The organism is Pseudonocardia sulfidoxydans NBRC 16205 (assembly GCF_007989085.1).
In the GTDB taxonomy this organism is placed as follows: Bacteria; Actinomycetota; Actinomycetes; order Mycobacteriales; family Pseudonocardiaceae; genus Pseudonocardia; species Pseudonocardia sulfidoxydans.
The window spans coordinates 47477-67555 of record NZ_BJVJ01000010.1 but is presented as its reverse complement, the minus strand read 5'-3'; the positions used below and the strand labels follow the sequence as shown (position 1 = coordinate 67555).

Genomic DNA, 20079 nt, shown 5'->3' with positions numbered 1-20079 from the left:
CTCCTCGCGGGTGCGGCCCGGACGAACCGGACCGGTATCGCGCCGATTATCACCCATCGCCGCGACGAGGCCGCCCGGCCGGGCCAAGTACCGTGGAGGGGATGCCCAGCTCCCTGGTCGACCGCCTGCGCGCCGAGGACGACGACTTCCTCGTCGCCCTCCTGCGCCTGCGCCCCGACCTGGCCGTTCCCGCGCCCGCCGACCTCACCGTGCTGGCCACCCGGGCAGGCATCCGCGCGTCGGTGCACCGCGCCTGTGACGATCTCGACACCCTCGTCCTCGCCGTCCTGGAAGCCCTCGTCGTCGTCGGTGCCGACAGCGAACCCGCCGAACGCCCCGAACTCGTCCGCCTCCTCGGCCCCGACGTGCCCGACGCCGCCCTCGACCGGGCCCTCGACGAGCTGCGCGCCCGCGCCATCATCTGGTCCTCCGACGACGGCTGGGCCCTCGTCCCCGCCGCCCGCGAGGTCGTCTCCCGCTACCCCGGCGGCCTCGGCCGTCCCGCCGCCGGGCCGGCAGGGTCCACCCAGCTGGCCGCGCTGCTCGCCGACGTCACCCCCGAGGAACGCCGGGTCCTCGACGCCCTCGCCGCCGGGCCCCCCATCGGCCGCAGCCGCGCCGGCGCCGATCCCGACAGCCCCGTCGGCCGCCTCCTCGCCCGCGGCCTCCTCGTCCGCGTCGACCCCGAGACCGTCGAGCTGCCCCGCCAGGTCGGCCTCGCCCTGCGCGGCGACCGGCCCCTCGGCGGCGTCGCCGTCACCCCGCCCGTGCCCGAGACCGTCGACCGCGGTACCGACACCGTCGACGCCACCGCCGGCGGCGCAGCCCTCGAACTGCTGCGCCGCGTCGAAGCCCTCCTCGCGCTCTGGGGCGACACACCGCCGCCCACGCTGCGGGCCGGCGGCCTCGGCGTCCGCGACCTGCGCCGTGCCGCCAAGGAGATGGAGCTCGACGAACCCACCGCGGCACTCGTCGTCGAGATCCTGGTGGCCGCCGACCTCGTCGCCGTCAGCGACGGGTTCCCCGCCGAGTACGTGCCGACGACCGCGTCCGACATCTGGGCCGCGGGCGGCCCCGAACAGCGCTGGTCCCAGCTCGCCCAGGCCTGGCTCGAACTGCCCCGGCTGCCCGGGCTCACCGGCACCCGCGACGAGTCCGGCAAACCCCTGCCCGCCCTCGGCGAGGCACTGCGCCGCCCCCTCGCCGTCCGCGACCGTCGCCGCGTCCTCGAAGCCCTCGGCGAGCTCCCGTCCGGCCAGGCCGTCCGCAGCCCAGCCGACCTCGTCGGCCTCCTCGCCTGGCGGGCCCCCCGCCGCGGCGGGCGGCTCCGCGACGACATGGTCACCTGGACGCTCACCGAGGCCACAGTCCTCGGCGTCGTCGCCCTCGACGCCCTCACCGGCCCCGGCCGCGTGCTGCTCACCGACCCCGGCAAGGCCGCCGCCGCCCTGCGCGACGCGCTGCCCGAACCCGTCGACCACGTCCTCCTCCAAGCCGACCTCACCGCCGTCGCCCCCGGCCGGCTGCAGCCCGAGCTCGCCGCCGAGATCGCCCTCGTCGCCGACGTCGAGTCCGCCGGCGGCGCCACCGTCTTCCGGTTCACCGAAGCCAGCATCCGCCGCGCCCTCGACGCCGGGCGCACCGCCGACGACGTCCGCGAGCTCCTCGCCGCCCGCTCCGCAACCCCTGTGCCGCAAGCACTCGGCTACCTCGTCGACGACGTCGCCCGCCGCCACGGCAGGCTCCGCGGCGGCGCCGCCTCCTCGTTCCTGCGCAGCGACGACGAGACGCTGCTCTCCGAGGTCATGGCCCACCCCGAGACCGGTCTGCTCGAGCTGCGGCGGCTCGCGCCCACCGTCGCCATCAGCCCCCTGCCGCTCGTCGAGGTCCTCGACGGCCTGCGCGCCGCCGGGTTCAGCCCCGCCGCGGAGGACGCCGCCGGTGGCGTCCTCGACCTCGGCGACCGCGGCCGCCGCGTCGAGTCCCGAGGCCGGCCCGCCCGCACCCCCTCCGGCCCCGCCGCACCCGACGACAGCCGCCTCGCCGCCGTCGTGTCCACCATGCGGGCGGGCGACGCCCTCAGCGGCGTCCGGCGCTCCCGCACCTCGACCCGTGTCGCCGGCGGCAGCTCCTCGACGCTGACCGAGCTGCAGCACGCCGTCGCCACCCGCCGCGCCGTCTGGATCGGGTTCGTCGACAGCCACGGCGTCGCCGGCGAACGCGTCCTCGTGCCCACCTCCGCCGGGGGCGGAGTCGTCGAGGGCCGCGACACCGTCGACGGTGAGGTCCGCCGGATCCCGTTGCACCGCATCACGTCCATCGCGCTCGTGGACCCGGCCACCGACGCGTGACCGCCGACGTGTGGGTCGTCGCCGGAGCGCCGGGGGCCGGCAAGACGACCGTCGCCGACCTGCTCCTCGACCGCCTCGACCCCACCCCCGCCCTCCTCGACAAGGACACCCTCTACGGGTCCTTCGTCGCCGCCGGACTCGCCGCCGCGGGCCGGCCGCCGGGGGAGCGGGAGGGCGACTGGTACGACGCGCACATCAAGACCCACGAGTACGCGGGCCTCACCGCCACCGCCCGCGAGATCCGTTCCCACGGCTGCCCCGTCCTGCTGTCCGGGCCCTTCACCGGCCAGATCCGCGACCCCGGCCGCTGGGCCTCGTGGGTGGAGGAGCTCGGCGGGCCGCAGGTGCGGCTGGTCTGGGTCCGGTCCGACCCCCGGACCCTGCGGCACCGCCTCGAACACCGCGGCTCCCCGCGCGACACCGGCAAGCTCGCGGCCTTCGACGCCTTCGTCGCGCGCATGCGCCCCGACGACCCGCCGCCCGTGCCGCACCTGGAGATCGACAACCGCCTGACCGCCCCCGGCACCCCGGCCTCACGTGTCGACGCCCTCCTGCGCACCTGGCAGCGGTGAGGGTGCGCCCGCCGACTCTGCGGTCGGACAGGGTCGGGCTACCGCGAGTCGGACGGAGTACCGCCCGCAACCTCACTGCTCCCGCAGAGGGCCGATCCACAGCAGTGAGGTTGCGGCCGGTTGGTGGCGCGCAACCCTACTGCTCTCCTGAGGCGGATTCGCAGCGGTGAGGTTGCGGCCGGTTGGTGGCGCGCAACCTCGCTGCTCTGCTGGGGCGGATTCGCAGCAGTGAGGTTGCGGCCGTTCGGACTGCAGCATCCGCGAGGGGTCGCTCGCAGCCCTCGCGATGTTCGGGCTCGTCGAGACCGCCGTCGACCGGCTACGGCACGAGGGCGTTCCGCAGGCGGTCCACACGCCGCTGCCGCCGTCGGAGCCCTGACCAGGGGTGTCGACAGCGGCAGCGAAGGGTGGATCAGTGCGACGCCATCCGCTGCGTCATCGCGTGCTCGACCAGCGAGATCAACGTCTGCTTCGTCGAGTCCCGATTACGCGCGTCGCAGGTGACGATCGGGACGTCGGGGCTGATGGCCATCGCCTCGCGCACGTCGTCGATGCGGTGCTGCAGCATTCCGTCGAACGCGTTGAGGCCCACCACGTAGGGCAGTCCACGGTCCTCGAAGAAGTCGATCGCGCCGAAACAGTCCGCGAGCCGGCGGGTGTCGACCAGGACGACCGCGCCGATCGCGCCACGCACCAGGTCGTCCCACATGAACCAGAACCGGTGCTGCCCGGGAGTGCCGAACAGGTACAGGATGAGGTCCGAGTCCAGCGAGACGCGCCCGAAGTCCATGGCGACGGTCGTGGTCGTCTTGTTCGGCGTCGCGGACAGATCGTCGTGACCCGCGCTCGCCTCGGTCATGACGGCCTCGGTCGTGAGCGGCACGATCTCGGAGACCGACCCGACGAAGGTCGTCTTGCCGACACCGAACCCACCGGCGACGACGATCTTGGCCGAGATCGTCGCCGTCGTCGCGACGGCCTGTGGCCTAGAGCCGACGGAGTCCACTCAACACCCTTTCCATCAGAGCGAGGTCCGGCGACGAGCCGGTACTGCTCGCGGTCTGGTGCACCGTGACGACGCCCAGTCCTGCCATGTCACCGAGCAGCACGCGCGCCACCCCCAGGGGGAGCGACATCAGCGCCGCCACCTCGGCGACCGAGCGGGGCTCTTCGCACAGTTCGGCGATCGCCCGATGTTCCATCTGCAGTAGCTCCAGCTGGCTGCGGCCCTGCCGGCTCGTCGAGACCAGGGCTTCGATCGCGAGGTCGAGACCCGACCTGGTCCGGCCCCGAGTCCACGCGTACGGGCGGACGAAGGACGCACCCGAGGAGACATCCTCAAGATCGCCGACCTCGCCGACGCCCCGGAGGTCGATCGGGGCCGTCGGTGCGGAGTCGGGCAGAGCCCGGCTCACCGGCAGCGGATCGGCCGAGGGCCGCGGGCCCGCCGGCTGGAACGTCTGCCCTTGCGGCTGCTCGGGCTCCTCCGGCGCGTCGGTCTGCGGGTTGTAGTGCCGCAGCACCTCCGACACCTTGCGCGGCGCCCGCAGGGGGCGGTGCCGCGGCGTGTCGATGCTCGGCATCCCGGCCAGGAAGTCGCTCTGCGGGCTGTCGCCGTCGGGGCGCTGCACCGTGCCGCCCGTGGGGGCGTGCCCGGTCAACCAGTCCGTCTCGTGGAACTGGGTCGCGCTGCTCGCGTCCCACGTCGGCCCGGCCTCCGCGTGCGCGGGGTACGGGGACGGCGGACGCGGACCGCTGGGCTTCCTGGTCCAGAACCGGCGCTCGGGCGCCTCGTAGTCGGGATACTGCTCCTCGTAGCCGTCGCGCTCATGACGGCTGTCCAACGAGAACCCGTTCATGACGTCGGCAAGGGGTGGCTCGTCGGACTGCCGGCGTTCGTCGTCGGGACCGATGCTCATCGCGTATCACCTACCTCTGCTTGTCGACGTCGGACGGGGTTCGGGCCGCTGCCGCGGCCGGTCGTGCGGTGCGTGCGATCAGGGCCCGAAGGAACCCTGCAGCTCGGCCCGCAGCTCCGGGGTGAGCAGCTGACCGACACGGTCGACGAGCAGCGTCATCTCGTAGCCGATGAGGCCGATGTCGCACGTCGGTGAAGCCAGGACGGACAGGCAGGAACCGTCGCTGATCGACATCAGCAGGACGATGCCCCGGTCCATCTCGACAACGGTCTGCACGACCCCGCCCGCGTCGAAGCAGCGGGCTGCACCCTGGGTCAGGCTGATCAATCCCGACGACACGGCCGCCAGCTGATCGGCACGGTCCCGCGGGAGGCGGTCCGACGACGTCAGGAGCAGACCATCGGCCGACACCACGATCGCGTGGGCCACCCCCGGCACGCGCTCCGCGAAGTTCGTGACCAGCCATCCGAACCGGCTCGGCTGGGTCTGTGGTGCGGTCACCTGGTCTCCTCGTCCTGTGCGCCCGCACCCGCGGGCTGCGCATCGGTGCTGTTCGCCATCCTGCCCTCGGCGAGTTCACGTTCCCTGCGGAGCCGGTTCTCCCGGCCCTGCCGGATCCCTCTCTGGTAGCTGGCGAGTCGTCCGCGGACCGCCTCCGCCGTCCGTCCTCCGGCGTCGGTGGCGGTCGCCGATGCCGTCGTCGAGGTCGACGACGCGAGCACCGCGGATCCTCCCGCGCTGCCGGGCACGAGTCGAGCCCGGGGTCGCCGCTTGGGCAGTCCGGCTGAGGTGTACTCGCCCGCCGACGTCTCCGCGTTGCGCCCGGCGGCTTCCCAGCCGATGTCGGCGGTGCTGGAGAAGTCGTCGTCGCCCGCGGTCTGCCGGCCCGGCCCCGACGCGTCGGGAGCCGCGCGCAGCGGGGTGGCCGCGACCGGCTGGGCCGGCGCGGACGCCGGCGGGCGTGCCACCGGCGACGGCCTGACCTGCAACGGGTCGGACCCGGGCGGCACGACCGGCGCGGGCGTGCCGTTCTGCGGGACCTCGTCGCTCCAGGTGATCGGGATCGGCCGGTTCGAGCGGAACCAGGCCGACGCGATCTCGGCGAAGATCGGCGTGGAGAAGCCGTCGTCCTCGGACGCGGCCTCCTCGGCGGGCGGACCCTGCTGGGGGTACGCCGGGCCCGGCTGCGGCGGGGCCGGCGGCCGGCCGTAGGACTGCGCACCCGGGGTACGGACGGGCAGACCACCGGTCTGCGGCGGACCCGCCTGCGGCGCGTTCGGCGCCTGCGCGGCCCGCGGCTGGGCTGCGGGGGCCTGGGCTGCGGGCGGCTGGGCTGCGGGCGGCTGGGCTGCGGGCGGCTGGGCTGCGGGCGGCTGGGCCGCGGGGACCTGAGCCGCGGGCGGCTGGGCCAGTGAGGCCTGGGCTGTCGGGGCCTGCGCTGTCGGGGCCTGCGCTGCCGGTGGCTGCGCGACCGTAGGCGGCGCGGCCGGGGCCTGGGCTGCCGGCGGCTGTGCTGCCAGGGGCTGCGCCGCGGGCCGGGCCGGCGGCTGCGGCGTGCCGGCCCGCTGCGGCAGCGGCGGAGCACTGCGCTGCTCACCGATCGCGGGCTCGGCGGCACGCTGCTCACCGACCGGCCGGACGGCGGGCTGCTCGCCGGTCGGGACACGGCCCGCGGTGTCGCCACCGTCCTGCGGCGGGACGGGCGCCCCGGTTCCCCGCGCGGGCAGCCCGCCGGGAGTCTGCGGCGCGGGAGTCTGCGGCGCGGGAGTCTGCGGCGCGGGAGTCTGCGCGGTCGGCGACTGTGTGTCGGGACCCTGCGCGGCCGGGTCCTGCCGCGCGGCCGGCTGGGCGGGAACGTTGTCCGGACCGGCCTTGGTCAGGTCGACCGGGCCACTCGCTGCGACAGGAGCGGCCGTCCGCGCGTCGGGAGTCGAGGTGTCCGGCGCCGGGACCGGAGGCGGCCCCACAGGGGTGCGGTTCATCTCCGCACCCGGGATGCGGCGCGGAAGCAGACCGGAGCGGCCGGGACCATCGGCCGCCGGACGCGACGGCGGCGGCAGCGCCGACGGCGGCTGCCGGTCGGCGGGCCCGCTCGGCGACGGCGGGGTGCCGGGCCGTGGGACCGGTCGCATGATGTTCGGCCGGGGGGTCGGGGCAGACGGTGCGGCCTCGGTGTCGCGGGCACGCGACGCCTCGGTGTCGGTCTCCCCGGTGGGCCCGCTCTCGGCGGTTCCGGCGTCGGTGGCGGCAGCGGCAGCCTCGGCTGCCGGCCGGTCGCTCGCGGCCTGGGGACCGGAGACGAGCGGGCGGGCGGAGGCGGTGTCGTCGGTGCGGTCGGCGGGCCGGGCGGCGGCGTCGTCGGAACCGCGGACAGTCCCGGCGAGGCCCGCGGCGAGGGCCGCGCCGATGTCGCGCCGCCGGAAGGGCGAGGCAGGGGCGGGCTGCTCGTCGGCCGCTGGTACCTCGGCAGCAGCGTCGCCGCCGCCCTCGGCGTCGTCGGCCGCAGCTTCGGCCGACGTGCTCTTGGCTGCCGTGCTCTTGGCTGCCGCGCTCTCGTCGGAGGCGCTCTCGTCGTCGGCCGCAGGCTCGTCGGCCCTGCTCTCGTCGGCCCTGCTCTCGCCGGTGGCGCTCTCGCCGGCGGCAGCCTCGTCGGTGGTGTCCGCCTCGGCGATGACCGCGGCCCCGGAGGCACCGGAGTCGGAGGCACCCGAGTCGGAGGCATCCGAGCCGGCAGCCGTCACGGCGGCGTCGGCCGACCCGACCTCGGGCGCAGGCGCGTCGGAACCGGCGGCAGGACCGGCGTCGACGGCTGCGTCGTCGTCGCGGGGGGTCTCGTCGCGGGGGGTCTCGTCAGGGCCGGCGTCGCGGCCGGTCTCGCCGGGGACCTCGGGAACCTGGCCCTCGGTCGCGACCTGGCCGATGGGACGCGGCGTCCGGCGGGGCAGCGGCGCCGAGTGGGGATCGACGGCGATGCGGATCTCGCCGGTGCCGGTGTTCTCGTGACGCGGCGACGGCGTCGGCTCCTTGGGACGGCCGAGCAGCGCGCGGGCGGTGTCCGGACGCGACCCGGTGATGCGGGCGTCGTCGGACCCGTCGGTGCCCGTGAAGAACTCGTTCGGGTCGTCGGGGGTGGGGGCCTCGGGCGGCTGACGCCGGGCCCGGCGACGGGCCGCGGCGAGCGCGGCGGCGGCCGCGGCGCCGCCCAGCGCGGCTGCGGCGGCGCCACCGGCCCGGGTGGGCGGGGTGTCGGACGGGGCCCGGCCGGCCTCGGGGGCGTCGGGGTGCGGTGCGGTGAGGCCGTGCGCGGCGCGCAGCTCCTCCTCGGGGACGACGGGCCCGGCGAGGGCCCACCCGGTGGCGGGGTCGGCGGAGCCGGTCGGGGCCGGGGAATCGGGAACGACCGGGGCCCCCGGGGCCGGGCCGGCCAGAGCCCAGCCGCCCTCGTCGGACTCGTGGTCGTCGGCCTCGGTGGGCGTGAACATCTCGCCGGGGGTGCGGCCGTTGCCGGAGGTGCCCGACAGCAGATTGGCGCCGGGGCGGCGGGTGGGCAGCAGCGGCGAGGAGCCGTTGGTGTGGGAGCCGGGCCCGGAGCCGTTGGCCGATCCGTCGACCGTCTGCAGCGGCGGGAAGGTCGTCCCGTCGTCGCCGACGACGAGGTCGGCCAGCGAGCCGGTGGGAACGACGTGCCCGTTGGGGGTGACGTGCTGGGGGAGGGCGGGACCTGCGGTGCCGTCCTGGACCGACGGCATCTTCGGTGCGCCGGCCGGGCCGGTCGCGTCGCCGGGGGCGCCGGGGATGAGGTAGCCGGGCACAGTGACCGAGGCGGTGAGGCCGCCGGAGCCGGTGCTGCCGAGGCGGACACCGATGCCGTGGCGGGCCGCGAGGCGACCGACCACGAACAGGCCCATGCGACGTGACGCGGAGACGTCGACCTGAGCGGGGCCGCCGAGGCGCTCGTTGGCGTCGGTGAGCTCGTGCTCGGCCATGCCGACGCCGCGGTCGGCGATCTCGACGAGGATCGAGCCGTCGGGCGTGCGGGTACTGCTCAGCACGACCTGGGAGTCGGGCGGGGAGAAGTTGGTCGCGTTGTCGAGCAGCTCGGCCAGCAGGTGGACGAGGTCGTTCGCGGCGCGGCCGACGACGGTGGCGTCGGGCGGCGACTGCACGACGATCCGCTGGTACTGCTCGACCTCGGACACGGCGGCGCGCAGGACGTCGACGACGGGGATGGGCGCGATGTTGCGCTTGGAGAGCTCGGTGCCGGCGAGGACCAGCAGGTTCTCGCTGTTGCGACGCATACGGGTCGCCAGGTGGTCGAGCTGGAACAGGTTGGACAGCTGGTCGGGGTCCTGCTCGTTGCTCTCCAGCTGCTCGATGAGCTGCAGCTGGCGCTCGACGAGCGCCTGGCTGCGGCGGGAGAGGTTGACGAACATGCTGTTGACGTTGGCCTGCAGCGCGGCCTGGTCGGCGGCGAGGCGGACGGCCTGGCCGTGGACGGCGTCGAACGCTCGGGCCACTTGGCCGACCTCGTCGCGCGTGTCGATCGGCACGGGGTCGACGTGGGCGTTGGGCGACTCACCGGTCCGCAGGCTCTCGACGGCTTCGGGGAGCTGCCGTTCCGCGACGTCGAGCGCGCTGGAGCGCAGCAGTCGCAGCGACTTCAGCAGCGAGCGGGCGAGCAGGACGATGATCGCGATGCCCAGCAGCAGGCCGAGCATCAGGATGACGGAGTTGACGCCGGCCTGGTTGCTGGCCGCCTCCTGGGCGGCGGTGGTGTCCTGCTTGAGCTGGGAGACGGCGGCGTCGGCCGACTTCTGTACCGCGTCGTTCGACGAGGTGTAGGCGGCGTCCCAGGCGGCGGGGTCGATGGTCAGTGCGCGACCCGGCGTGGTCTGCAGGATGGTGGCGCCGAGCTGGACGCGCGGGCCGTTGGCGGGGTCGGTGCCGAAGAGCCCGAAGCGCTGCTGCTGCTCGGGGGTGAGCGACAGGCGGTAGGAGTTGAACGCCGCGTTGTAGGCGTTCTCGGTGGCGCCGACGAGCGTGAGGTCGGTGTCGGTGACCCGGCCGGCGGCGACGGCGGCGGCGACGACGGTGTGCTGGACGGCGAGCTGCTCGGCCGCCGCGTCGGTGGCGGCGAGCGCGTCGGCGAGGCCGGCGACCTCGGGGTTGGCGACCTGGCGCAGCAGCGTGCGGACCACGACGTCGGTCTGGGAGACGACGTCGCCGTAGCGGTTGAGGATGCCGTCCGCCGGCAGCGGGGACGAGGTCGTGTCGCGGCGCAGGTCCTGCATGGAGACCTTGACGTCGCGCAGGGGCTGCGCGCCGACGCCCGGGTCGTCGGCCGACTCGGTGCTGGCCAGCGCCTGGACGGCCTTGTCGAGCTGGGCGTCGGTGGTCTGGGCGGCGGCGTCGACCGGGGCGCGGTCGCCCGTGCGGTTGGCGGCGACGAACCGGACGGCGGCGTCGCGCTCGGCGCGCAGCGCGGTGGCGGCGGCCTCGACCTGGTCGCGGACGGCGAGGAGCTCGTTGCTGCGGCCGAGGTCGGCGGCGACGTCGGCCTGGTCGGAGATGCGCAGGGCACCGAGGCCGAGGGCCAGCAGGGTGGGCACCAGACCGACGATCAGGAGCTTGATCGACAGGCTCCAGTTGCGTGGGTTCAACCGTTCGGACCGCGATGGGCCACGCTCGGTGGTGGTCACGTCGAGAACTCCCTGCTGCCGGTCTGCGTCGAGCCGTTCGGGTTCGAGCCGTCCGAGCCTGACACGGACCCCCGACAGAGGTTGCGTCGTCGACGGGATGCAGAGCCGAGTTGCCCGTCCGCCGCGGTGGATGGACAGCGCGTACCGGAACGGAAACGAGGTGCGACTACGGGGAGCATCGTGTGGAGCCGTCGAGCCTTCTGTGGTGGGTCATCCGGACGGGTGAAACCGACTGGACCACGTGACCTGCGCGACTACGACACGCGGGCGTCGGGGAACGACCGCTGCGGCGCCGAGTAGGTACGATCGCGTCGGATTACCTCTGCTCTTTCGGAGCCAGTGGAGTATATCGCGAGGTCGGCGCCCGCTTTCCCCGTCCGTCGCTCGACCGAAGCCGGTCACGTGGAGTGACCGATTGTCGCCGTTCGTCGACGTCACGGCCCCGCCCAGCTCATCTTGCGCGTGCGAAAGGACTCTCGGTGCCCGACGGCCCACTCATCGTCCAGTCCGACAAGACCCTCCTGCTGGAGGTCGACCACCCCTCGGCCGGCGACGCCCGGTCGGCGATCGCCCCGTTCGCCGAGCTGGAGCGCGCGCCCGAGCACGTACACACCTACCGGGTGACGCCCTTGGCCTTGTGGAACGCCCGTGCCGCGGGGCACGACGCGGAGCAGGTCGTCGACGCCCTCGTCCGGTTCTCCCGCTACGCCGTGCCGCAGCCCCTGCTGGTCGACGTCGTCGACACGATGGGCCGCTACGGACGGCTGCAGCTGTCGAACTCCCCGGTCCACGGCCTGGTCATGACGGCGCTCGACCGCGCGGTGCTGGAGGAGGTCCTCCGGCAGAAGAAGATCGCCCCGATGCTCGGCGCGCGCATCGACGACGACACCGTCGTCGTGCACCCGTCCGAGCGCGGCCCGCTCAAGCAGGCCCTGCTCAAGATCGGGTGGCCGGCCGAGGACCTGGCCGGCTACGTCGACGGCGAGGCCCACGAGATCGACCTCGCCGAGGACGGCTGGAACCTGCGCTCCTACCAGCAGGAGGCGGTCGACGGCTTCTGGCAGGGCGGCTCGGGTGTCGTCGTGCTGCCGTGCGGGGCGGGCAAGACGCTCGTGGGCGCAGCGGCGATGGCCCAGGCCAAGGCGACGACGCTGATCCTCGTCACCAACACCGTCTCCGGGCGGCAGTGGAAGCGCGAGCTGATCGCGCGGACGAGCCTGACCGAGGAGGAGATCGGCGAGTACTCCGGCGAGCGCAAGGAGATCCGCCCGGTCACGATCGCCACCTACCAGGTCATCACCCGGCGGACCAAGGGCGAGTACCGCCACCTCGAGCTGTTCGACTCCCGGGACTGGGGTCTGGTCATCTACGACGAGGTGCACCTGCTCCCCGCGCCCGTCTTCCGGATGACGGCGGACCTGCAGTCGCGCCGCCGGCTCGGCCTCACCGCCACCCTCGTGCGCGAGGACGGCCGCGAGGGTGACGTGTTCTCCCTGATCGGCCCCAAGCGTTACGACGCCCCGTGGCGCGACATCGAGGCACAGGGCTGGATCGCGCCGGCCGAGTGCATCGAGGTCCGGGTGACGCTGACCGACGCCGAGCGCCTCGGCTACGCCACCGCCGATGCGGAGGAGCGCTACCGGATGGCGTCGACGGCGCGGACGAAGCTGCCCGTCGTCAAGGCGATCCTCGACCGCCATCCCGACGAGCCCACCCTGGTGATCGGTGCCTACCTCGACCAGCTCGACGACCTCGGCGAGGCGCTGGAGTGCCCCGTCATCCAGGGGTCGACGAAGAACAAGGAGCGCGAGGCGCTGTTCGACGCGTTCCGCGCGGGCGAGATCAAGCGTCTCGTGGTCAGTAAGGTCGCGAACTTCTCGATCGACCTGCCGGAGGCGACCGTCGCCGTTCAGGTGTCGGGAACGTTCGGCTCGCGGCAGGAGGAGGCCCAGCGGCTGGGCCGGTTGCTCCGGCCCAAAGGTGACGGCCGGCAGGCGCACTTCTACTCCGTGGTCTCGCGCGACACCCTCGACACCGAGTACGCCGCTCACCGTCAGCGCTTCCTCGCCGAGCAGGGTTACGCCTACCGGATCGTCGACGCCGACGACCTGCTGGGCCCGGCCATCCCCGAGGTGGACTGAGAGTCACCGGATACCCCCGATCGGGCCCCCGTGCTGCGCTGATCGGCCAGTCAGGTCGGCGGAGGGGCCGGCCGGCGGGCACACTCGAACCCCTGACGGCACGACCGTGCGGGGGAGGTGGGGACGATTCCGGTCATCGGCTGGGTCGCGATCGGCGTCGCGGCATGGATCCTTGTGTCGGTGATCGTCGTCGTCCTCCTCGGCCGGATGATCCGCGCCCGCGACGCACAGGTCCCCCGAGGTCCCGCCGAGCCGGTGGTGCCGCAGCCCCCGGACCCGGTCGACGAGCCCTCCGGTGATCCACCGGCGGGTCGGCCGGGCCGCGGGCACCGCCTCCGCGACCGTTGACCCTCCGTGAGTGCCGGCCACGCGACGTCAGATAGCTGACGCGAAAGCCGCTGTCGAGCGTCACCCATCAGCGTCACGGCCCGGCGCGAAACGCTCACACCCGGTATATCGTCGCCTCCAGGCAGGTGATGACGATCTCAGTTCTGGCGTGGGTTCTCGTGGGCGTCGCGGGATGGCTCGTGGTGGCGATGGCCGCCGCGCTGGTCATCGGCCGCTTCTTCCACCTGCGCGAGAAAGCCATCGGGCAGGACCGTCCGCCGATGCCCGTGCGGCGCGCCCGCCCCGTCGCACTGCCGGTCGTCGACAGAACACCCCCGCCCGCCGACGGCACTCCGTCGGACACCGGTCGTGAGCTGCTCGGACGCCAGGTGCCCCGGATCCCGCAGCAGCGGCGCGCGGTCCCACGTGGCCGGCGCCCTCGCATCGGTCCGTCGACGCGCCGCGGCTGAGGAGCCCACCGGGGGTGAGCACCGACCCGGGGCCGGGGTCGGATCCGGGTTCGGATCGGGGGCGTCCCGGAGGATGTGCGCCGTCCGCGGCGGGAGTCTCGACGTCATGGACACCGACACCACCTCGACCGGCACCTCGATCCCGACGACCGACATCCCCCCGACGGACATCCCCGGGACGGACAACCCGGCGACGGACACGACCGCCGACGCGCAGGGCACCCCGAAGAAGCCCTTCCGTCTCGTCCGCAGCCGCTCCGACCGGATGCTCGGCGGCGTGTGCGGCGGCATCGCCGCGCAGCTCGACATCGACGTGTCCCTGCTGCGCCTCGGGCTCGTCGCCCTGACGATCCTCGGCGCGGGCGCCGGCGCGGTGCTCTACGTCGCGGCCTGGGTTCTGGCGCCCGAGGCCGACTGACGGCCGGGCCGGACGAGTGCCCGCTGCGGGCGCGCCGCGTCGCCCACCGGCCTCGGGGCATCGTGCTGCGGTCCCTGCCCGGCCTGGTCGTCGCCGCACTCGGCTCGGGCTGCGAGTGACGGGAGAGCTCGCGCGACCTGGATCGTCATGGTGCGCTCGCGGCCCAGCTGCTGCGGGCGCGGTCCGTCGGCCTGATCCCACGGTCCCCGGTGAGCATGTCGAATCCGGGTTGTCCGGTTCGTCGGCATCATGAGGGGGTCACCGGGGTCCCCACAGCCGAGGAGCCGACGTGCCCAACTACATGCTGCTGCTCTACTCGACGACCACCGACTGGGAGATCGGCGACGACTCGTGGGACGAGGGAATCGCCGAGCACGAGGCGTTCGTCGAGGCCGTTGCGGAGGCAGGCGCCGAGATCGTGAGCGCTGCGGCCCTGGCCCCACCACAGACGGCCAGGACCGTCCGCGGCGTGGACCGGGTGGTCAGCGACGGGCCGTACGCCGAGGCGCGTGAGGTGCTCGGCGGTTACTACATGATCTCCGCGCCCGACCTCGACACCGCGCTGGCGCTGGCCCGCCGGTGTCCGGAGGAGACCGTCGAGGTGCGCGAAGAGGTCGGCTGAGCCGGCTCAGCGGTGGTGTCCGGCCCAGTTGGCGAGCCGCTCGGTGGGCCCCGCGTCGGCGGTCGGTTCGACGACCGGTCCGAACGGCACGGGGCCGCCGCGCGGCTCGGCCGGCAGGAACCGCACGACCGCGGCGAACGTGGCCTGCGCCAGTGCGGGGTCGGCCTCCACGTCCTGGCCGGTGGCGACGGCGAGGTCCCAGCCGTGGACGAGCGCCTCGTCGAGGTAGCCCCACAGCGCGCCGCGGCCGGGGACCTCGCCCCACGGGACCTGCACCATCGAGTCCAGCACGGCGTCGTTGCTCCACAGTGGAGCGAGGTCGTCGACGGCGCGGCCGTACGTGGCGGCGAGGTCGTCGTCCGGGATGCCCTCGATCATCGACGGCCGCGAGATCGCCGGTTCGCCGAGCGAGACGGCCTGCGCGCGGCCAACCGTCGCGATCAGGTGCGCGACGAGGGTGCGGACGTCGAAGTCGGCGCACGGGGTCGGGTCGCCGTAGCGCGCCACGGGCACCGTGTCGACGAGGCCGCGGACCCAGCCGAGGGCGTCGCGGTAGAGGGGTCGGGGGTCGGTCTGCTGTGCGGTGGGAGTCGTCATGGCGAGAACCCTGGCGCCCAATCACGACATCTTGTGTCGTGTATCCGTGGCATTCTTTCCGAGTGCGCGCCGACCGGTTGCTCGCCCTCGTCCTGCTGCTGCGCCACCGCGGCCGGATGCCGGCATCCGCGCTGGCCAGGGAGCTGGAAGTGTCGACGCGCACGGTTCTGCGCGACATCGACGCCTTGTCGGCCGCCGGTGTGCCCGTCTACTCCGAACGCGGCCGCGACGGCGGCTTCGCCCTGCTCCCCGGGTTCACGACCGACCTCACCGGCCTCACCCACGACGAGGCCGTCGCCCTGCTCACCTCACGTTCGCGAGTCACGTCCGAGGCACTCGGCATGGGCCCGGCCTTCTCCTCGGCGATGGCCAAGCTCGTCGCCGCCATGCCCGACGACGCCCGCAGCCGTGCCACCGACGCCGCCGGCCGCGTCCTCGTCCGCCGCGGCGGCCTCATCGCCGAGCCCGAGCCCGACCGCCACCCCGAGGCCGTGCAACGCGCCGTCCTCACCGGACACCGGCTGCGCATCCGCTACCCGAGCCGCGGCGAGCCGCCGAGCTGGCGGACCGTCGATCCCCTCGGGCTGGTGAGTGCCGCCGGCCGCTGGTACCTGCTGGCGTTGCACGACGGGGCCGACCGCACCTACCGCGTCAACCGGATCACCGAGGCCGAGGAGCTCGCCGAGCCCGCCGCCCGGCCCGCCGGCGTCGACCTCGAGGAGCTGTGGCAACGACGCCGCGCCGAGTTCCTGTCGAGCTACACCGGCATCCGCGCCCGGCTGCGGATCCGGCCGTCGCGGCGCGCGGAGATCGTCCGCATCTCGGCGGGGGTCACCGATGTCTGCGACGAGGGGCAGTGGCTCGTCGTCGACGTGGGGTTCGGCGACCTGCAGCACGCCGAGCGGGTCATGTGGTCCCTGGCCGTCGACGCCGAGGCGCTCGACCCGCCGGAGCTGCGGGAGGCGATCCGCGCCCGCGCCCAGCGCCTGGCCGACACGCACTCGTGAGCGGCGATAGTCGCTATAGCGACTATCGCCGCTCACAGGCGGCGGAGCCGCCGTGCGCTGAGCCGCCGCGCACGGAGCCGCCGCGCGCGGAGCCGCCAGGGAGCCGGGAACGCCGCAGGGGCGGCACCCGGGAACGGGTGCCGCCCCTGACAGGACGTGCTGTGGTGCTGTGGAGCCGGACTCAGAAGTCCATGCCGCCCATGCCACCCATGCCACCGGTCGGGTCGCCGGCCGGGCCGGCGTTCTTCTCCGGCTTGTCGGCGATGACGGCCTCGGTGGTGAGGAACAGCGCCGCGATCGACGCGGCGTTCTGCAGCGCCGAGCGGGTGACCTTGGCCGGGTCGATGATGCCGGCCTTGACCAGGTCCTTGTACTCACCGGTCGCGGCGTCGAGGCCCTCACCCGCGGGGAGCGAGCGCACCTTCTCCGCGACGACGCCACCCTCGAGGCCGGCGTTGACGGCGATCTGCTTGAGCGGAGCCTCCAGCGCGACCTTGACGATGTTCGCGCCGGTGGCCTCGTCACCGTCGAGACCGAGACCCTCGAACAGGCCGGCACCGGCCTGGATCAGCGCAACGCCACCACCGGCGACGATGCCCTCCTCGACGGCCGCCTTCGCGTTGCGGACGGCGTCCTCGATGCGGTGCTTGCGCTCCTTGAGCTCGACCTCGGTCGCGGCACCGGCCTTGATGACCGCAACACCGCCGGCCAGCTTGGCCAGGCGCTCCTGCAGCTTCTCGCGGTCGTAGTCCGAGTCCGTGCGGTCGATCTCGGAACGGATCTGGTTGACGCGACCGGCGATCTGGTCGGCGTCGCCCGAGCCGTCGACGATGGTCGTCTCGTCCTTGGTGACGACGACCTTGCGGGCGGAGCCCAGCAGCGACAGGTCGGCGTTCTCCAGCTTGAGGCCGACCTTCTCCGAGATGACCTCGCCACCGGTGAGGATGGCCATGTCGGTCAGCATCGCCTCGCGGCGGTCACCGAAGCCCGGCGCCTTGACGGCGATGGACTTGAAGGTGCCACGGATCTTGTTGACGACGAGCGTGGCCAGGGCCTCGCCCTCGACGTCCTCGGCGATGATCGCGAGCGGCTTGCCCGACTGCATGACCTTCTCCAGCAGCGGGAGCAGGTCCTTGACGGTCGAGATCTTGGACGAGACGAGGAGGATGTACGGGTCCTCGAGCTCGGCCTCCATCCGCTCCGCGTCGGTCACGAAGTAGGGCGAGATGTAGCCCTTGTCGAAGCGCATGCCCTCGGTGAGCTCGAGCTCGAGCCCGAAGGTCTGCGACTCCTCGACGGTGATGACGCCTTCCTTGCCGACCTTGTCCATCGCCTCGGCGATGAGCTCGCCGATCGAGGCGTCGGCGGCCGAGATCGACGCGGTGGCGGCGATCTGGTCCTTGGTCTCGACGTCCTTGGCGGCCTTCAGCAGCGCCTGGGAGACAGCCTCGACGGCCTTCTCGATGCCGCGCTTGAGCGCCATCGGGTTGGCGCCGGCGGCGACGTTGCGCAGGCCCTCGCGGACCAGCGCCTGCGCCAGCACGGTGGCGGTCGTGGTGCCGTCACCCGCGATGTCGTCGGTCTTCTTCGCAACTTCCTTGACGAGCTCGGCCCCGATCTTCTCCCACGGGTCCTCGAGCTCGATCTCCTTGGCGATCGACACACCATCGTTGGTGATGGTGGGCGCGCCCCACTTCTTCTCCAGGACGACGTTGCGGCCACGCGGGCCGAGCGTCACCTTGACGGCGTCGGCGAGGGTGTTCATGCCGCGCTCGAGCCCGCGGCGCGCCTCCTCGTCGAACGCGATCTGCTTCGCCATGGGGGTGTTGCCCTCCGATTGGGATGACCTCGTGTCGGGTGGTGCCCGCGACGGACGACCGGCAACCCTGCGCCGGTCTCACCGACCCGACTGGCACTCGGCATGCCGGAGTGCCAACGCCGTTTTTAGCACTCGGCACAGGCGAGTGCAACAAAGGCCCCACCCGTGCGGGGCGCCCTCCGGGGTGCGCGTCACCCGGGGTCAGATGCGGCGGACCGCCTCGGCCTGGCTCCGGCCGTCGCGGCCTGCCGTCGTCTCGAACTCCACCCGGTCGCCCTCGTCGAGGGTGCGGAACCCGTCCGCCTGGATCGCCGAGTAGTGGACGAAGACGTCCGGGCCGCCGTCGGTGGCGATGAAGCCGTAGCCCTTTTCCGAGTTGAACCACTTGACCGTGCCCTGAGCCACGGCACCTCCTGTTGCTGCGTACGAACGACGTCGACGCTACCCCCGGAACGGGCCCGCCGGGGGCCGGCGATCCGGGACGATCCCCAGGTCGCGGCGGAACGGGCCGGGTCGGGCAGGATGCGGGAGGTGACGACCTCCGAGAACCTGACCGCCCCGCGCCGTCCGCGCACCGTCGACGAGCACCGGGCGTTCGTGGCGTCGCTGCTGGCGCCCATGCCGGCGGTGGAGGTGCCGATCTCCGGGGCGCTGGGGCGGGTGCTGGCCGCCGACGTCGTGTCCGCCGTCGCCCTGCCGCCCTTCGACAACTCGGCGATGGACGGCTACGCGGTCCTCGCGGCCGACGTCGCCGCCGCCTCGCCCGACTCACCGGTGACGCTCCCGGTTCCGGAGGACATCCCGGCCGGCCGCACCGACGTGCCGACGCTGCGGCCCGGTACCGCCCACCGGATCATGACGGGCGCGCCGATGCCCGCGGGTGCCGACGCGGTGGTCCAGGTCGAGCTGACCGACGGCGGCGTCGAGACGGTCGTCGTCCACGGCCACCCGGCCGCGGGCCAGCACGTGCGACGCACGGGCGAGGACGTCACGCCCGGCGCGACCGTCCTGACGGCGGGCGTGGTCCTGGGGCCGCCGCAGATCGGGCTCCTGGCTGCCGTCGGGCTGCCCACGGTCGCGGTCCGTCGTCGCCCGCGGGTGCTCGTGCTGTCCACGGGGTCGGAGCTCGTCGAGCCCGGTTCCGCGTTGGCGCCCGGCCAGATCTTCGAGTCGAACGGTCCGATGCTGGCCGCGGCGGTCGCCGACGCGGGTGGCGAGCCGGAGCTGCTGCGGTTCGTCCCCGACGACGTGGAGGTCTTCGCCGAGCTGCTCGCCGAGAAGGCGGGTGGGGTCGACCTGATCCTCACCTCCGGCGGGGTGAGCGCGGGCGCCTACGAGGTGGTCAAGGACGCGCTGGCGGGCCGGGGTGTGGAGTTCGTGCGGGTCGCGATGCAGCCGGGTGGGCCGCAGGGCGCGGGCCGGCTCGACGGGGACGGGCCTGCCGTGGTGACGCTGCCGGGCAACCCGGTGAGCTCGCTGGTGTCGTTCGAGGTGTTCGTGCGTCCGGCGCTGCGGGCGGCGATGGGGCATCCGCACCCGATGCGGCCGGTGGTCTCGGCGGCGCTGGGTGAGGCGCTGGTGTCGCCCGCGGAGAAGCGGCAGTTCCGCCGCGGTGTCCTCGACGCGGCCGACGGGACCGTCCACGAGGTCGGGGCGCCGGCTTCGCACCTGCTCGCGTCGCTGGCGCTGGCCGACTGCCTGATCGTCGTCCCCGAGGGTGTCTCGGCGGTCGACAGGGGTGTGGATGTGGAGGTCTGGCTCCTCGAGGCGTGACCCGTCGTGAAGCGGCTTTGAACCGCTCGGCGATCGGTTCCGCACGGTCAGGCGATGAAATGTGACCTACATCACACGCGAAGAGTGCAACAACCAGGCACCTGAGAGCGTCTTAACTGGTGAGCGTTCGGCCGATCGGTGCACTTCGCAGGGTTCTCGACCTGCTGATCTGGACGATGAGCCGATTGCTCTGGATACTTTCGGTAGAAGGCGGGTAACCGCCTTTCAACGCAACGGACCTACCGCCCGTCGCTGGGGAGCGGACGAGCGGTTCCACGGCCGGGGTCGTCGTCTCGGGGGATGACGGCCCCGGCCCTTTGCGATCACCCCTTCTGCGCGGTGCGCACCCTCTGCGGTCGTCGAC

General features: G+C 73.7%; 16 protein-coding genes. 9 read left to right on the top strand and 7 right to left on the bottom strand.

The window, feature by feature from the left end; genetic code table 11:
- Window positions 1-101: 101 nt before the first annotated feature.
- Both PSU4_RS07680 and PSU4_RS07675 read left to right on the top strand, forming a co-directional pair.
- Entirely contained in the window at window positions 102-2351 is a 2250-nt protein-coding gene (locus tag PSU4_RS07680) for a helicase-associated domain-containing protein (RefSeq protein WP_147104130.1), read from the top strand.
- Window positions 2348-2923 (top strand): P-loop nucleotide/nucleoside kinase family protein, encoded by a 576-nt coding sequence (locus PSU4_RS07675; protein WP_147104127.1) that lies wholly within the window; start codon window positions 2348-2350, stop codon window positions 2921-2923. The genes PSU4_RS07680 and PSU4_RS07675 overlap by 4 nt, the downstream gene beginning before the upstream one ends.
- A 412-nt stretch (window positions 2924-3335) precedes the next feature.
- Here the strand turns inward: PSU4_RS07675 and PSU4_RS07670 are convergent, their stop codons facing one another.
- From PSU4_RS07670 to PSU4_RS32730, 4 genes are all read right to left on the bottom strand, one after another.
- A complete protein-coding gene (locus tag PSU4_RS07670) occupies window positions 3336-3929 on the bottom strand; it encodes a GTP-binding protein (RefSeq protein ID WP_147104124.1) in 594 nt (197 codons plus the stop codon).
- Entirely contained in the window at window positions 3910-4842 is a 933-nt protein-coding gene (locus tag PSU4_RS32230) for a DUF742 domain-containing protein (protein WP_246114992.1), read from the bottom strand. The genes PSU4_RS07670 and PSU4_RS32230 overlap by 20 nt, the downstream gene beginning before the upstream one ends.
- A gap of 78 nt (window positions 4843-4920) precedes the next feature.
- The gene (locus PSU4_RS07660; protein ID WP_098957503.1) at window positions 4921-5343 is read right to left on the bottom strand and encodes a roadblock/LC7 domain-containing protein; all 423 of its coding nucleotides are present in this window, start codon (window positions 5341-5343) and stop codon (window positions 4921-4923) included.
- Window positions 5340-10541 (bottom strand): nitrate- and nitrite sensing domain-containing protein, encoded by a 5202-nt coding sequence (locus PSU4_RS32730; RefSeq protein WP_147104121.1) that lies wholly within the window; start codon window positions 10539-10541, stop codon window positions 5340-5342. Before PSU4_RS32730 ends, PSU4_RS07660 begins: the two co-directional genes overlap by 4 nt.
- A 479-nt stretch (window positions 10542-11020) precedes the next feature.
- On the opposite strand from PSU4_RS32730, the gene PSU4_RS07650 reads away from it, so the two are divergent.
- The 5 genes from PSU4_RS07650 (at window position 11021) to PSU4_RS07630 (ending at window position 14519) form a co-directional block, all read left to right on the top strand.
- Window positions 11021-12682 carry a DNA repair helicase XPB gene (locus PSU4_RS07650; RefSeq protein WP_147104118.1) on the top strand — a complete coding sequence of 554 codons (1662 nt, stop codon included), beginning with the start codon at window positions 11021-11023 and terminating at the stop codon, window positions 12680-12682.
- Between the two features lie 117 nt (window positions 12683-12799).
- Window positions 12800-13030, top strand: coding sequence for a hypothetical protein (locus tag PSU4_RS07645; protein ID WP_147104115.1), 231 nt, complete (start codon window positions 12800-12802; stop codon window positions 13028-13030).
- Window positions 13031-13158: 128 nt separating this feature from the next.
- Window positions 13159-13479, top strand: a complete 321-nt coding sequence (locus PSU4_RS07640; RefSeq protein ID WP_147104112.1) for a hypothetical protein — start codon at window positions 13159-13161, stop codon at window positions 13477-13479.
- A gap of 106 nt (window positions 13480-13585) precedes the next feature.
- On the top strand, window positions 13586-13897 hold the full coding sequence (locus tag PSU4_RS07635) for a PspC domain-containing protein (protein ID WP_147104109.1): 312 nt from the start codon (window positions 13586-13588) through the stop codon (window positions 13895-13897).
- Between the two features lie 289 nt (window positions 13898-14186).
- On the top strand, window positions 14187-14519 hold the full coding sequence (locus PSU4_RS07630) for a YciI family protein (RefSeq protein ID WP_246114991.1): 333 nt from the start codon (window positions 14187-14189) through the stop codon (window positions 14517-14519).
- A gap of 6 nt (window positions 14520-14525) precedes the next feature.
- Here PSU4_RS07630 and PSU4_RS07625 read toward each other — a convergent pair whose 3' ends face one another.
- Window positions 14526-15116: a TIGR03086 family metal-binding protein gene (locus PSU4_RS07625; RefSeq protein ID WP_147104106.1), complete on the bottom strand. Its 591-nt coding sequence runs from the start codon at window positions 15114-15116 to the stop codon at window positions 14526-14528.
- Window positions 15117-15178: 62 nt separating this feature from the next.
- On the opposite strand from PSU4_RS07625, the gene PSU4_RS07620 reads away from it, so the two are divergent.
- A complete protein-coding gene (locus PSU4_RS07620; RefSeq protein WP_147104103.1) occupies window positions 15179-16123 on the top strand; it encodes a helix-turn-helix transcriptional regulator in 945 nt (314 codons plus the stop codon).
- A gap of 181 nt (window positions 16124-16304) precedes the next feature.
- On the opposite strand, the gene groL is transcribed toward PSU4_RS07620, so the two are convergent.
- Window positions 16305-17942, bottom strand: coding sequence for a chaperonin GroEL (gene groL / locus PSU4_RS07615; RefSeq protein ID WP_147104100.1), 1638 nt, complete (start codon window positions 17940-17942; stop codon window positions 16305-16307).
- A 201-nt stretch (window positions 17943-18143) separates the two neighbouring features.
- Window positions 18144-18347 carry a cold-shock protein gene (locus PSU4_RS07610; RefSeq protein ID WP_013677741.1) on the bottom strand — a complete coding sequence of 68 codons (204 nt, stop codon included), beginning with the start codon at window positions 18345-18347 and terminating at the stop codon, window positions 18144-18146.
- A 126-nt stretch (window positions 18348-18473) separates the two neighbouring features.
- Between PSU4_RS07610 and moeA the strand changes: the two genes are divergently transcribed.
- Window positions 18474-19715 carry a molybdopterin molybdotransferase MoeA gene (moeA, locus tag PSU4_RS07605; protein ID WP_246114990.1) on the top strand — a complete coding sequence of 414 codons (1242 nt, stop codon included), beginning with the start codon at window positions 18474-18476 and terminating at the stop codon, window positions 19713-19715.
- Window positions 19716-20079 lie beyond the last annotated feature (364 nt).

What these genes read in the sequence shown, in the direction of transcription:
- groL (WP_147104100.1), bottom strand. Translation starts at nt 17,942, where the DNA reads ATGGCGAAGCAGATCGCGTTCGACGAGGAGGCGCGCCGCGGGCTCGAG.
- PSU4_RS07640 (WP_147104112.1), top strand. Translation starts at nt 13,159, where the DNA reads ATGACGATCTCAGTTCTGGCGTGGGTTCTCGTGGGCGTCGCGGGATGG.
- PSU4_RS07635 (WP_147104109.1), top strand. Translation starts at nt 13,586, where the DNA reads ATGGACACCGACACCACCTCGACCGGCACCTCGATCCCGACGACCGAC.
- PSU4_RS07625 (WP_147104106.1), bottom strand. Translation starts at nt 15,116, where the DNA reads ATGACGACTCCCACCGCACAGCAGACCGACCCCCGACCCCTCTACCGC.
- PSU4_RS32230 (WP_246114992.1), bottom strand. Translation starts at nt 4,842, where the DNA reads ATGAGCATCGGTCCCGACGACGAACGCCGGCAGTCCGACGAGCCACCC.
- PSU4_RS07680 (WP_147104130.1), top strand. Translation starts at nt 102, where the DNA reads ATGCCCAGCTCCCTGGTCGACCGCCTGCGCGCCGAGGACGACGACTTC.